Raw genomic sequence first — 12,676 nt, 5'->3', positions numbered from 1 at the left:
TCCCCCAGCCGATTCGGCGAAAGGACAGATATGACCACCACCATCGAGCCAGCCGCGGATGCCGCGGCGGAGTCATCCGACACCGCCACCGCGCCCCCGTCACAGGCGGCGAAACAGCCACGCGCCGTGTCGATTCGACTCTCGACCGTCCTTATCACCGCCGCGATCGCGGCACTGCTGGCACTGTCGGTCACCTTCGGCGTGCTCTACGCCTCGGCTTCCTCGGACCTGTCGGACCGCGATGCGGCCGCCGCCGACGACCGCCAAGCCGAACAGATCGCCACCGACTACGCACTCGGCGCGTCCACCATCGACTACCGCGACGTGAAGGGCTGGCTCGGCCGCCTGCAAGCAGGCACCACCCCCCAACTCTCGGCCAAATTCGACGCCACCGCACCCCAACTCGAACAAATCCTGCTCCCGCTGCAATGGACCTCCAAGGCCACCTCCCTGTCTGCGGCGGTGACCTCCCAATCCGGCGGCATCTACAAGGTCAACGCCTACCTCAACGTCACCTCGACGAGCGCGCAGACACCTAATGGCACACAGAGCACGGTCACGTATTCAATGACCATCGACCGCAATTCGGGATGGAAGATCACCGAAGTCGGTGGAATGCAGAATGCGCTGCCGACCAAATAGTTGGACACCGGCCAACACGTTCTCCCAGCTGGGATTGAACCAGCGCGGGTTCCTCCATCGCCACCACTAGCGTTATCGAACGTCGGAGTCGGTGACCTCGCTTGCGGGTTCACCCGCAGCACTGACGGTGGCGGCTGCCACGCCCCTGAAGAGGGCGATGATATCTCGGATGAAAGCTGTTCGGGTGACACCCAGCCGGCTCAGAGCAGCACCGTGATCGAGGACCACGACGAGGGTTGCGCCGATAAGAACGAACCACCAAGTCAGCAGGAACGAGGACCGGACCGGGCGGCGATTCGAAGCGAAAGCGGCGCGCAGCCGTTGACAGTGGAAGGGAACATGGCGGCGTTCGTCCTCGAGAATCAGGCTGGCCACCGTAGTGGTGAGCGGGTCGGTGGTGCCATCGCGTAATGCGCGGTAGTAGCGGAGTGCAACAACCTCGGCGATGGACAGGACCATCAGTTCCAGACGCAGACCCAGGGCACGGCGGAGGCGGACAAAGATCGCATCGGTCCAGTGGGCCGAGATCGTCTCGTAGCCTGCGGAATTCAGCAGCTCGCGTAGCAGCCGGGCGTGATTGATTTCTTCGGCGATGAACAGTCGGGTCGCTGCCGCGTATTCCGGATCGCCGGCTGCTTCGGCTTTGCGGATGAGGTTGGCGCCGTCGCCGCTCTCGCCGACTTGAAATCGTTGCACGCTGCGTGCGATGACCGGATCAAGTCGTGCCCCTCCGCACCATTCCGGATCTCCAGCAGCCGAACGCGCTACCGCCTTTGCCTCGAATTCGATTGTCCAACGGGTGAAATCGTCAGCATGCCCCATGACACCTCTTCCACTCGGCCCCAGCGATCGGGGATCGACCATCGAGCCTAGAAACCAGATGTGCGGATCGGGCGAGCTGTTTGTGGAGATTCTGTATGCGGCAGTACGCAGAGGGCGGTGATCGCGACACACCACCGAGCAGCAGGGTCAGGCCAAGTCGATGCGAACGGTCAACAACTCGGTGCCGACCGCGCGTACCACGGCGCTGTTGGCGCGCGGCAGCCTGCGGAGTCGGGCTCGTACATCGTCCTCCGGCACCAGGTGCGCGGTGCCGGAGTACCACCGGCCACGAATCCGGAGCCGAACCCAGTTGTCCGCCTGAATGTTTCGGATGTAATGGGATTTCTCGCCGAACTCGGAGACGAGCCAGAAGGAGTTGCCTTCGCGGCGGCCGCCGATGGGGGTGATTCGGGGCTGACCGCTCTTACGCCCGGTTGTTTCGAGCAGGGTCTGGATCGGCAGCCGTCCCAGGATCGGGTTACCGATGTAGCGCTGGCCGGTGGTCACCACCCGGTGTTGCAGCTCTCGCACCTTGGTCACGACCCCAACCTACAGAAAAGCCAACTCGATTGGTTCTTGGTTGTTCGGCTAGTTCGTCAGGAGGTCCGCGATGGTGAGTGCTTCGGGGAGGGTCCAGGTCGCGGCTTCCGTGGCGAGTAGCTGTTCCCACGATGGGGCTCCGGCTCTGGTGCGGGCCGCGGCGTCGGCGCGAACTTTCAATGCGAGCATGCCGATTCGTGTGAGCACGGGAATATTGAGATGTCTTGCGGCGACTGCGGTTTCACCGGCGATTGCGGCGGCTGCGGTCTTCGAGAGGACCTTGCCGGACGTGCACGGCCGCACCCTGAAACCCATGAACAACACGAAAGAAGCCGAAGGTCGATGACCTACGGCTTCTGAAGTGGTTCTAGCTGGGTTCGAACCAGCGACCCCTCGCGTGTGAGGCGAGTGCTCTCCCACTGAGCTATAGAACCGGGAGATGTTGCGGTGTTCGGGCGGCTGTTTCTGTGCTGCTCGAACGAGAATGAAGATTACACATAGGGGTGGCAGGACGCCAAATCGCGTGCACAACGGCGTAAAAACGGGGTTCTACGGGGAGGTGTGACGGGTGAGGTTTCATCTGGGTGTTGCCGGGGCGATACGGGGGTGTCGGGTTGGCGGGGTTGGATGGGGAGGCGGGGTTTCGGTCCCGGAGCGGCGGGACTACACGGGTGTAGTTCATATTTACCCCTGTTTACCAGGCGATTTGTTACCTGCGCCGCGGGTCGGCTAGTGTTCTACCTCGTCAGCCGGACGGCCGCAAGGTCCCCGGGAGACAGAAATGCGGATGTAGCGCAGCTGGTAGCGCATCACCTTGCCAAGGTGAGGGTCGCGGGTTCGAATCCCGTCATCCGCTCGAGGGGCCAACACGGCCTGCTTGGCGGTGTGGCCGAGTGGTGAGGCAACGGCCTGCAAAGCCGTGCACACGGGTTCGATTCCCGTCGCCGCCTCTTCTTTATGAAGAGACATAAAGACCCGCGCGATTAGCTCAGCGGGAGAGCGCTTCCCTGACACGGAAGAGGTCACTGGTTCAATCCCAGTATCGCGCACCAGAGTTCACGAAAGGCCCGGCTTCGGCCGGGCCTTTCGCGTTTGCCCGGGTCAGTGGGCGGACAGGCTGCTGAGTACCCCGTCCAGATAGCCGCCGCTGAAGGCGCTGCCGAGGTTGGCGGCGGTGCTGCCGGTATTCACGGAGCCGGCGCCGATCACATTGCCCAGGTCCGAAGCAGAGCCGGGGGTGATGTCCACCTCCTGGGCGTTGAGCGGGAGGCCTTCCGCGGCGGCCGTGCCGGCGACACCGCCGAGGAAGGCGAGAGCGGTCGCGCCGACGAGAATGGTGCGTTTCATGAAGTTGTCCCCTAATCCGGATCTCTGGCGGGCGCGGTGCTATCCCGCTCCGCCGGGGCAGAGCATATGAAACATTTCCAATTCAGATGAGGGTTTCAGGCGGATCACGCAGTGCCGCAAGCTAGATGGCGACGACTATCGGACACACCTGCCAGACTGGCGGTATGACGGTTCGCAACCCCGGGCAACAGCAGAATGGCCGATATGTACAGCCGCCACGGGCGAAACGGTCGCTGTGGGGAAAGCTCACCCGGTTCGGGATCGTTCCGCTGCTCGTCTTCCTCGTGGTGCTGATCTTCTTTCCGCTGATACTGCTCGCCGCGCTGATCTTCCTGCAGCCCCGGCACGAACCGGTCGCGCCCGCAGCGCCTTCGAACGGGATGACGGTCACCGCCCCCGCCCCTATCACGAGCGCGGTCACCTGCTATCCCTTCCAATTGGACTGCACGCCTCGGTGAGTCGGCGCTTAGGCTGATACCCATGACCGGTACACCCTCCGCCGAACAGCATCTGCGTGATCTGGCGCGCCTGCGCAAGGTCCGCGATCGCATCGATCGCGAGTACGCGCAGCCGCTGGACGTGGTGGCGCTGGCGCAGGACGCGCATATGTCGGCCGGGCATTTGAGCAGACAGTTCAAGCTCGCCTATGGCGAATCGCCGTACAGCTATCTCATGACGCGGCGTATCGAGCGGGCCATGACATTGCTGCGACGTGCGGATATGAGCGTCACCGAGGTGTGTTTCGCGGTGGGGTGCTCATCGCTGGGGACGTTCAGCACGCGATTCACCGAGTTGGTGGGCGTGCCGCCGAGCACCTATCGCAAGCAGGAGGCCGACGCCACGGTCGGGATTCCGGCGTGCGTGGCCAAACAGGTCACCAGACCGATCAGGAATCGAGAAGCCTAGGCATCGGATCAGCAAATAGGCTGATCCGCATGAGCACACCGACGAAGAAGCAGCCCGCCTCGCACGCCGCGGACAGTCATGAGGTGATCCGCGTGTACGGCGCGCGGGTGAACAACCTCAAGGATGTCAGCATCGCGATTCCCAAGCGGCGGTTGACGGTGTTCACGGGGGTTTCCGGGTCGGGGAAGAGTTCGCTGGTGTTCGGGACGATCGCGGCGGAATCGCAGCGGTTGATCAATGAGACCTACAGCAGTTTCGTACAGGGGTTCATGCCGACTCAGGCGCGGCCCGAGGTGGATGTGCTGGAGGGGCTGACCACGGCGATCCTGGTCGATCAGCAGCGGATGGGATCGGATCCGCGGTCGACGGTCGGCACCGCCACCGATGCCAACGCCATGCTGCGAATCCTGTTCAGCCGCTTGGGGAAACCGCATATCGGATCGCCGAAGGCGTACTCGTTCAATGTGGCCTCGATCAGCGGCGCGGGTGCTGTCACGGTGGAGAAGAACGGACGGCAGGTTCGCGAGAAGCGCGCGTTCAGCATTACCGGGGGTATGTGCCCTCGGTGTGAGGGGCGCGGATCGGTGAATGACATCGACCTGACGCAGCTGTACGACGAGAACAAATCGCTGAACGAGGGCGCGCTGACCATTCCCGGGTACAGCATGGACGGCTGGTTCGGCCGAATCTTCACCGGCTGTGGGTATTTCGATCCGGATAAGCCGATCAAGAAGTACAACAAGCGCGAATTGAACGATCTGCTGTACAAGGAGCCGACCAAGATCAAGGTCGACGGCATCAACCTGACCTACGAGGGTTTGATCCCGCGCATTCAGAAGTCGATGCTGTCCAAGGAAGTCGATGCGTTGCAGTCGCATATCCGGGCGTTCGTCGAGCGGGCGGTGACCTTCACCGTCTGCCCGGAATGCCATGGCACCCGGCTCAGTGAGCAGGCGCGGTCGTCGAAGATCAAGAAGATCAGCATCGCCGATGCCTGCGCCATGCAGATCAGCGATCTCGCCGAATGGGTGAAGGGGCTCGATGAGCCTTCGGTGGGGCCGCTGCTGGAATCGCTGGGCCAGACCCTGGATTCGTTCGTGGAGATCGGGCTCGGCTATTTGAGCCTGGATCGCGCCTCGGGCACGCTTTCGGGCGGAGAAGCGCAGCGCGTCAAGATGATTCGGCATCTCGGATCGGCGTTGACCGATATCACCTATGTCTTCGACGAGCCGACGGTCGGGCTGCACCCGCATGACATCCAGCGCATGAACGAGCTGCTGATTCGCCTGCGGGACAAGGGGAATACGGTCCTCGTGGTCGAGCACAAGCCCGAGACCATCTCGATCGCGGATCACATCGTGGATCTCGGACCGGGTGCGGGCGCGGGCGGCGGCACCGTGTGTTTCGAGGGCACCGTCGAGGGATTGCGCAAGAGCGACACCATTACCGGACGACATTTCGACGATCGCGCCGTGGTCAAGAACGCGGTGCGGAAATCCAAGGGCGCGTTGAAGATTCGCGGGGCGAAACTGCACAACCTGCGGAATGTGAACGTCGATGTGCCGCTCGGGGTACTGGTGGTGGTCACCGGTGTCGCGGGGTCGGGCAAGAGCTCCCTGGTGCACGGGTCCATCCCCGCCGGGGAGGATGTGGTGTCGATCGATCAGGCTCCGATCAAGGGGTCGCGGCGCAGCAATCCGGCGACCTACACCGGACTGCTGGAGCCGATTCGCAAGGCGTTCGCCAAGGCCAACGGGGTCAAACCCGCGCTGTTCAGCGCCAATTCCGAGGGTGCGTGCCCGGCGTGCAACGGCAACGGGGTCATCTACACCGATCTGGCCGTGATGGCCGGGGTCGCCACCGTATGCGAGGAGTGCGGGGGTAAGCGGTTCCAGGCCGCCGTGCTGGACTACCACCTGGGTGGACGCGATATCAGTCAGGTGCTGGCCATGCCGGTCTCCGAGGCTGTCGAGTTCTTCGCTGACGGTGAGGCGAAACTGCCTGCGGCGCACAAGATTCTGCAGCAGCTGGCGGATGTCGGGCTGGGGTATCTGACCATCGGGCAGCCGCTGACCACGCTGTCCGGCGGTGAGCGGCAGCGGCTGAAGCTGGCCACGCATATGGGCGAGAAGGGCGGGGTGTACGTGCTCGACGAGCCGACCGCGGGCCTGCATCTGGCCGATGTGGAGCAGTTGCTCGGGCTGCTGGATCGGCTCGTGGACTCCGGCAAATCAGTGATCGTGGTCGAGCATCATCAGGCCGTGATGGCGCACGCCGACTGGATCATCGACCTCGGGCCGGGGGCCGGTCATGACGGCGGGCAGATCGTGTTCGAGGGCACGCCCGAGGATCTGGTCGCATCTCGCGCCACGCTGACCGGCGAACATCTCGCCGAATACGTGGGTCGATCAGGAATCAAGAAGCGCGCGGCGCGGGCGCGCGGATAGCGTCTAGGACATGGACCTATCGATTCTCAACACTTTCCTCCCGCACACCGATCCGGAGGAATCGCTGGCGTTCTACCGTGACGCGCTCGGATTCGAGGTGCGCAATGACGTCGAATACGGGCCGATGCGCTGGATCACCGTCGGTCCGGCCGGGCAGCCCGGGGTGTCGATCGTGCTGCATCCGCCGGGCGCGGATCCGGGCATCACCGAGGATGAGCGGCGCGTGATCACCGAGATGATGGCGAAGGGAACGTACGCGACCATCGTGCTGACCACCTCCGATATCAACGGGGTGTTCGACAAGATCCAGGCCACCGGCGCGGAAGTCGTGCAGGAGCCGATGGATCAGCCGTACGGGGTGCGGGATTGCGCGTTCCGGGATCCGGCGGGCAATCACGTGCGGATCAATCAGGCGCTCTGAGGTTCGACGCATGCCGCGCGACCGGGCACGCTGCCGTGGTGCCCGAGTCGGCGCGGCCGTCAGTCCTCGACCGCCACCGGCCAGGGCAGGGTGGCGCGGAGTTGGAACCCGCCGAACGGGCGGGGGCCGAAAACGAGTGTGCCGCCCACCAATTCGGCGCGTTCGGTGAGACCGAGCAGGCCGTAACCGGACAGCGGGGCGGGTCGGGTCGCATCGTCTCCGCCGGAGTCGCGGACGGTGACCGCCAGGCCCTCCCCCGCCGTGCCCTCCACGCCGATCCAGACGCGCGCGCCCGGGGCATGTTTGCCGACATTGGTCAGGCCCTCCTGGACGATGCGGTATGCGGTGCGGGCGCTCGTCATGGGCGGTTCACCCACGGTGCGGTCGGTGAGTGTCACGGCGAGGCCGGAATCGCGGGCATCGGCCACCAGGGTGGGCAGGGCGGCCAGTGACGGTTGCGGGGGTTCCGGATCGCTGGTGTGCAATTCGTCGGCGCGCAGCACGCCGAGCACATCGCGAAGTTCCTCCAGCGCCTGACGGGAATTGTCGGCGATGGTTTTGGCGATCGCGCCGACCTGTTCGGAGTCCAGATCGGGGCGGTAGGTGAGCACGCCCGCCTGCATGGCGACCAGTGAGATCCGGTGTGCGAGAACATCATGCATCTCGCGGGCGATGCGGTGGCGTTCCAGGATGCGGGCCTCGGCGGCGCGGGCGACCTGGGCTCGCTCGGCGATCTCGGTGCGCTGTTGCAGGGACCAGATCACCTCACGACGCGAACCGACGGCGACGCCGATCGCCACCACGGCGCTGATGGCCAGCGCCAGGAATGCCACGGTGTACCAGAATGCGCCGGGCAGGCCGTTGTCGGCGTTCAGGTCCGGGTAGAGGACCGTCATCAGCATGCCCGAGACGACGCCGCCCGCCGCGATCGGGACGATCTCGCGGGAGCGGCGGCGGGTCGACACCGAGGCCAGCGCCAGCAGCGACGGCCCGCTCGCGGTCGTCGACACCGCCGAGGCGGCCGTGGTGATCGCGGCGACGGCCACCGGCCAGCGACGGCGGAAACCCAGCAGCGCCAGCATTGCGACACCGATGATCGGATCGGCCACACACAGCCACATCATCAGCATCCTGGAAACATCGTCCGGCAGGCTCTGCTTGGCGATGATCCAGGACAGCGCGGCGAAGAGCACCACGACCAGCAGTCGCCAGCCCTGCTGCCACCAGCGCAGCGGCGCGGGGCTCGGGCGTAGGGGCATGCTGATCTCGGTCACCCCACCAAGATTCCCTTCGGATCCCGGTGGTGCGCATCAGCCTGCGGTCTGGAATCGGGGCGACTGAAGGATGACCTTTTCCCGGCCTGGTGACCTGCGTCATCGGGGGCCACCGCTACTACGCTGGGGCCGTGATCGAGTTCGGTTCGCGGGCAAGGAAACTACCGGCGTCGCCGACAGCGGTGTGGGAATCGCTCACCCGGCCGCGGCGGGCCGGGGCGCGGCCATGGCTGAATCTGCTGAGCGATGAGGTCGAGCCGCGGATCCTGCGGGCCGAGGAACCACGCACGGTGGTGTGGTCGTCACTGTGGCCGAGTCGGCCGGATGACGAGATCCTGTTCGAATTGTCGGCGACGCCGAGCCGGGAGACGTTGGTGCGATTCACACTGCTGACCCCCGGCGCGGCTCCCGACGCAAGCAAGGCCGGGCATCTGCGACGGCGACTCAACGTGTTGCTCTTCGCGGATCTGCGGTACTCATACGGCGGCTGAGCGGACCCCCGACCTGCTTCCCGCTACGCCGCGAAACACCCGATATGGTGCCGATTTGCTTTCCACCCCGGTTTGTCCCTAAAGTTCTGTCCCGCAAGCCGATCGGCTCCAGGGCCCCGGCAAGCAAGCGGATGTAGCGCAGCTGGTAGCGCATCACCTTGCCAAGGTGAGGGTCGCGAGTTCGAATCTCGTCATCCGCTCAAAGTACGATCTCGCGCGATTAGCTCAGCGGGAGAGCGCTTCCCTGACACGGAAGAGGTCACTGGTTCAATCCCAGTATCGCGCACCATATTTCGATCGGGCCCGGGTTCTCCGGGCCTTTTCACTGTCTATCGCCCGGGCGGGCCCTGGAACGGATTCCGGTTGTGTGATGTCGAATCTGCTCGTACCGCGCTCCGCGTAAGGCGTTCTATCGCAGGGTGTTCGGTTGATTCACGGCTGCCACGGCGAGAATCTCCGGAACGTCTTCGGCCAGAAGGAAACCCGCGGCGACTGCCTTGTCGGTTGCCGCCTGGAATGCCGGGAGGTAGTCCCGCGGAGGCGGGCCCGGGAGGGGGCGGGTGCAGCCGAAGATGACCGCGGGGCCGCCGCCCTCTTGGCCGAGGCCGGAGAGGACCGCCAGCGGGACGTCCAGCCACGGGGTGCGAATGCCGCCCAGTGCGTTGCCGTGAGCGTCCAGTACGAGTTCCCCGGCGGCGGTTACTTCGAGCCGATCGGCCCGCGCCGGGGCTGGTCCGCCCTCGGCCCAAACGGACAGCGCCGCAATGGCTTGCTGGACGGCGTAGTGATGTTGCGGTCCGGAATTGATGGGTTCGGGGAAATCGACGCCCAGGGGGTTGCGGCGCGCTGCCATTCGTTCGGCCAGCTCCGCTGCGGTCAGGGAGCCCGAGTCGGTGAAGGCCGCGCCGACGACGTAGGAGTCCGCGTGCGCGGCGCCGGCCAGCTCCCAGAGGCGGAATCGATCGGAGTCAGGCTGGCGGGAGCCGATCGAGCGCATGAGACCGACCACATCGGTTTCGGTTTGGAGCAGGAGCACCGGCGCGGGCGAGTCCGCACGCACTCGCGTACCACCGTCGAGCGTCTCGGGCTCGCCCCAACCTGTGAGCGTGGCGGGGCGGCCCGGGCGGCCGTCGATGAGGTACGCGTCGTACGGCGAGCCGTGCGGCGCAATGGCATTCACGTAGGTGACGAGCGTGGCCGCGGACTGGGACTGCCCGGCCGCGAGCAGCTGCCGGGTCTCCGGCACGAGATTTCGGACCAGCTCTCCCGCCTGCCGATAGATGTCATAGCAGTAGGCGTCCCCCGGATGCGACAGCTCCGCGTACCGCGCGGGATCCGTCTGTTTCAGCGGCGGCAGCAGGATGGTGTTCCAGGTGTCATCACCCTCGGCCGCGGCGGCCATGACGCTGCCGCCGTGAATGGGCGCGTACTGGGCCGTAACCCCGACCCAGGCCATCCGAGCCCGAATGAGATGCCGGTGCGCCAGCAGCCAGATCGGCGGCGCGTCCGCACCCGAGGAAGCGTTGAGCCACTCCACGACAGCGGTTCCCGAATAGCCCTCTACCGGCCGGTACACCACGAGCCTGGTCGTGAACGGCGCGTGACCGTCGGGCTCCGTCGCCCACTCCCCGTCGTCACCGGCCGGACCGGTCAGGCGGTAGGACCGGGCTGTGCCGGACAGGAAGTACTCCTCGGCGATATAGCCGATATCGGACAGCGAGAAGAAGGTCGAGATCAGATTGATCGGACCCGATACCGGACCGGAGAGCTTCATCCCGAAACCCTAACAACCGCTTGGTTTTTGGACAATCGGGTGGCGACTCCGAATGGCCCCTTCGGCGGTGATCATGAACCCTCGTGCAGCAGAGCGCATTCGAGGCTACCGAAGCTTTCACAGCATCTCGGCGCGACCGGCCGGGACCGATCACAGGCCGGAGCCGACATGAGGTTTCGGGTGCGGGTCGCTACCTCACATGAGCACGGGTGGCGTGGCATGGTGGGGGGATGGCGGAGGATGCTGAATTGAATCCGGCGGCGGTGGAGGTGGGGAGGTTCTTTCCACAGCCGCCGGAGGAGGTATGGCGGGCGTTGACGGATCCGGACCTGCTGGAGCAGTGGCTGTTGCGGTCTGTGGGGTTCACGCCCGAGGTGGGGACGCATTTCATGTTCGTCATGCCCACCGAGCCGCCCTCGGAGATCGTGTCCGAGGTGCTGGTGGCGCGGCCCGGAGAGCAATTGACGTATACCTGGGTTTACACGAAGGGCGAGAATCCGCCGAAGTGGGTGGTGGATTGGACGATTGAACAGCAGGGGCGGGGGACGCGGCTGCTACTGACGCAGACCGGATTCGATATCGAGGATCGACGGCAGAAGATGGCGCGCAACGCCATGGAGCGCGGATGGCGGAATCTGATGCCCAAACTCGAGGCCGTACTCGCCCGCTGAGAAGTCAGTGAATTTGTCGGCGAAGGAATGCTTCCAACGGTGTCAGGACCGCTTGGGGGTCGTCGATGAAAGGCCAGTGACCCGTGTCTTCGATGATGTGAATCTCCGCCGCGGGAAAGAACTTTCGCTGCTGTTCGGCGAAACGCACCGGGATGTAGCTGTCGCCCGCGCCCCAGATCACGCATACCGGAAGGGAATCGGCGGATAGGCCAAGGTTTTGTTCGGGGAAGGCGCTGGCGGGGTCGCGGGTGTTGCGGTAGAGGGTGAGGACGGCGCGTTTGTGCGGCCAGTCGGCGAAGCTGGCGACGCGGTCGACGTAGTTGCGCGGCAACGGTTTTGGATTGTCGCGGTTGAGGGCGATGTGCATGGCTCGGGGATTGCTCGCCAGTTGGAAGAGCTCGCCCAGGAGTGGTGTCTGCCAGATGCGGGCGTAGCGGTGCCAGCGGTAGCCCTGGAGCGCGCCGGTGTTGATCAGGGTGAGGCTGGCCAGTGCCTCCCGGTGGTCCAGGGCCCAGCGCAGGCCCCAGGCTCCGCCGAAGTCGTGCAGCACCAGGTGAACCCGGGTGATGCCGAGTTGATCCAAGAGCCGGCCGAGGAAGCGGGCGTGGCCGGTGACGCTGTGGTCGAAGGACTTCGGGCGCTCGGATCGCCCGAAACCCGGCATGTCCATGGCGATTACACGGGCGAAGCCCGCGATGGGCGGGACCAGGTCCGTCCAGTCGTCCATGGGGCCCGGGTTGCCGTGGACGAATACCACGGCCTCCCCCGCACCCGCCGCATCGCTGTCGTGGACGGCGCAGCGGACGCCGTCCACAATGTGTTCGGTGACCGCCAGGGCCGGGGTGATGTCAGTCATGCGGAGCTTCCACGGGATTCGGAGGGGTTCGGGAGGAGAGGTCCTCGGCGCAGGCGCGCAGGATGCGGCCGAAGACGTGGGTCACGATGGGCCGCGCGATGCGGCGAGTGGCGGCGGCCGCGGCGATGGGGACGGCCATTTCGGTGGTGGTCGACCACACGACATGGGTGCCGCCGGGGACCTCGGTGAAGGTCATGGTGCCGCCCTCGTGCCGGGAGGGCGGGATACTGCGGTCGACCACGTAGTCGAAGGAGCGCGGGGCGTCGTAGCGGGTGACGCGTTCGACGAAATAGCCGATCAGCCAGGTGTGCACGCGGATCGCGCCGACGCCGTAGGGGGCGTCGCGGCCGGGTTCGGTGAGCTTGCAGCGCAGCACCCAGCGGGTGCGCTCGTAGTTGGTCGTGGTTGCGCACCAATCGAATACCTGATCGATGGGCGCGGGGATGGTGCGTTCTACGGTAATGGTTTCCATACCTCTGGGACAC

15 protein-coding genes and 6 tRNA genes are annotated in these 12,676 nt (G+C 65.2%); 12 read left to right on the top strand and 9 right to left on the bottom strand.

Annotation, left to right across the window (positions count from 1 at the left end; genetic code table 11):
• Positions 1-30 precede the first annotated feature (30 nt).
• Positions 31-642: a hypothetical protein gene (locus AB0L82_RS06395; RefSeq protein WP_364631866.1), complete on the top strand. Its 612-nt coding sequence runs from the start codon at positions 31-33 to the stop codon at positions 640-642.
• 72 nt (positions 643-714) lie between these two features.
• Here the strand turns inward: AB0L82_RS06395 and AB0L82_RS06390 are convergent, their stop codons facing one another.
• The 4 genes from AB0L82_RS06390 to AB0L82_RS06375 all read right to left on the bottom strand — a co-directional run bounded on the left by AB0L82_RS06390 (position 715) and on the right by AB0L82_RS06375 (position 2,438).
• A complete protein-coding gene (locus tag AB0L82_RS06390; protein WP_364631863.1) occupies positions 715-1,464 on the bottom strand; it encodes a ferritin-like domain-containing protein in 750 nt (249 codons plus the stop codon).
• A 147-nt stretch (positions 1,465-1,611) separates the two neighbouring features.
• A complete protein-coding gene (locus AB0L82_RS06385; RefSeq protein ID WP_364631860.1) occupies positions 1,612-2,004 on the bottom strand; it encodes a nitroreductase/quinone reductase family protein in 393 nt (130 codons plus the stop codon).
• Between the two features lie 48 nt (positions 2,005-2,052).
• The gene (locus AB0L82_RS06380; RefSeq protein ID WP_364631858.1) at positions 2,053-2,319 is read right to left on the bottom strand and encodes a hypothetical protein; all 267 of its coding nucleotides are present in this window, start codon (positions 2,317-2,319) and stop codon (positions 2,053-2,055) included.
• A gap of 47 nt (positions 2,320-2,366) precedes the next feature.
• Positions 2,367-2,438 (bottom strand) — tRNA-Val (locus tag AB0L82_RS06375).
• Positions 2,439-2,787: 349 nt separating this feature from the next.
• Here AB0L82_RS06375 and AB0L82_RS06370 point away from each other — a divergent pair.
• The 3 genes from AB0L82_RS06370 (at position 2,788) to AB0L82_RS06360 (ending at position 3,056) form a co-directional block, all read left to right on the top strand.
• A tRNA-Gly gene (locus AB0L82_RS06370) sits at positions 2,788-2,860 on the top strand.
• A 23-nt stretch (positions 2,861-2,883) separates the two neighbouring features.
• Positions 2,884-2,954 (top strand) — tRNA-Cys (locus AB0L82_RS06365).
• A gap of 27 nt (positions 2,955-2,981) precedes the next feature.
• Positions 2,982-3,056, top strand: a tRNA-Val gene (locus AB0L82_RS06360).
• A gap of 49 nt (positions 3,057-3,105) precedes the next feature.
• Here the strand turns inward: AB0L82_RS06360 and AB0L82_RS06355 are convergent.
• Positions 3,106-3,351 carry a hypothetical protein gene (locus AB0L82_RS06355; RefSeq protein WP_364631856.1) on the bottom strand — a complete coding sequence of 82 codons (246 nt, stop codon included), beginning with the start codon at positions 3,349-3,351 and terminating at the stop codon, positions 3,106-3,108.
• 164 nt (positions 3,352-3,515) lie between these two features.
• Here AB0L82_RS06355 and AB0L82_RS06350 point away from each other — a divergent pair, with 164 nt between their 5' ends.
• The 4 genes from AB0L82_RS06350 to AB0L82_RS06335 are packed head-to-tail and all read left to right on the top strand — an operon-like array spanning position 3,516 to position 7,125.
• A complete protein-coding gene (locus tag AB0L82_RS06350) occupies positions 3,516-3,809 on the top strand; it encodes a hypothetical protein (protein WP_364631853.1) in 294 nt (97 codons plus the stop codon).
• Positions 3,810-3,831: 22 nt separating this feature from the next.
• A complete protein-coding gene (locus tag AB0L82_RS06345; protein WP_364631850.1) occupies positions 3,832-4,257 on the top strand; it encodes an AraC family transcriptional regulator in 426 nt (141 codons plus the stop codon).
• A 29-nt stretch (positions 4,258-4,286) separates the two neighbouring features.
• On the top strand, positions 4,287-6,704 hold the full coding sequence (locus AB0L82_RS06340) for an excinuclease ABC subunit UvrA (protein WP_364631848.1): 2,418 nt from the start codon (positions 4,287-4,289) through the stop codon (positions 6,702-6,704).
• Between the two features lie 10 nt (positions 6,705-6,714).
• Positions 6,715-7,125, top strand: coding sequence for a VOC family protein (locus tag AB0L82_RS06335; RefSeq protein WP_364631845.1), 411 nt, complete (start codon positions 6,715-6,717; stop codon positions 7,123-7,125).
• 59 nt (positions 7,126-7,184) lie between these two features.
• On the opposite strand, the gene AB0L82_RS06330 is transcribed toward AB0L82_RS06335, so the two are convergent.
• Positions 7,185-8,399 (bottom strand): histidine kinase, encoded by a 1,215-nt coding sequence (locus AB0L82_RS06330; RefSeq protein ID WP_364631843.1) that lies wholly within the window; start codon positions 8,397-8,399, stop codon positions 7,185-7,187.
• A gap of 131 nt (positions 8,400-8,530) precedes the next feature.
• Between AB0L82_RS06330 and AB0L82_RS06325 the strand changes: the two genes are divergently transcribed.
• The 3 genes from AB0L82_RS06325 to AB0L82_RS06315 all read left to right on the top strand — a co-directional run bounded on the left by AB0L82_RS06325 (position 8,531) and on the right by AB0L82_RS06315 (position 9,179).
• Positions 8,531-8,890 (top strand): hypothetical protein, encoded by a 360-nt coding sequence (locus tag AB0L82_RS06325; RefSeq protein ID WP_364631840.1) that lies wholly within the window; start codon positions 8,531-8,533, stop codon positions 8,888-8,890.
• A gap of 127 nt (positions 8,891-9,017) precedes the next feature.
• Positions 9,018-9,090: transfer RNA gene (locus AB0L82_RS06320), tRNA-Gly, on the top strand.
• A 14-nt stretch (positions 9,091-9,104) separates the two neighbouring features.
• Positions 9,105-9,179, top strand: a tRNA-Val gene (locus AB0L82_RS06315).
• Between the two features lie 120 nt (positions 9,180-9,299).
• Here AB0L82_RS06315 and AB0L82_RS06310 read toward each other — a convergent pair.
• On the bottom strand, positions 9,300-10,664 hold the full coding sequence (locus AB0L82_RS06310; RefSeq protein ID WP_364631837.1) for an alpha/beta hydrolase domain-containing protein: 1,365 nt from the start codon (positions 10,662-10,664) through the stop codon (positions 9,300-9,302).
• 230 nt (positions 10,665-10,894) lie between these two features.
• Between AB0L82_RS06310 and AB0L82_RS06305 the strand changes: the two genes are divergently transcribed.
• Positions 10,895-11,335 (top strand): SRPBCC domain-containing protein, encoded by a 441-nt coding sequence (locus AB0L82_RS06305; protein WP_364631834.1) that lies wholly within the window; start codon positions 10,895-10,897, stop codon positions 11,333-11,335.
• A 4-nt stretch (positions 11,336-11,339) separates the two neighbouring features.
• Here the strand turns inward: AB0L82_RS06305 and AB0L82_RS06300 are convergent, their stop codons facing one another.
• A complete protein-coding gene (locus AB0L82_RS06300) occupies positions 11,340-12,191 on the bottom strand; it encodes an alpha/beta hydrolase (protein WP_364631831.1) in 852 nt (283 codons plus the stop codon).
• A complete protein-coding gene (locus AB0L82_RS06295; RefSeq protein WP_364631828.1) occupies positions 12,184-12,663 on the bottom strand; it encodes an SRPBCC family protein in 480 nt (159 codons plus the stop codon). The genes AB0L82_RS06300 and AB0L82_RS06295 overlap by 8 nt, the downstream gene beginning before the upstream one ends.
• Between the last annotated feature and the right edge of the window lie 13 nt (positions 12,664-12,676).

The organism is Nocardia sp. NPDC052001 (genome assembly GCF_040680615.1).
Classification (GTDB): domain Bacteria; phylum Actinomycetota; class Actinomycetes; order Mycobacteriales; family Mycobacteriaceae; genus Nocardia.
This window is presented reverse-complemented; position numbering and strand designations above follow the sequence as displayed.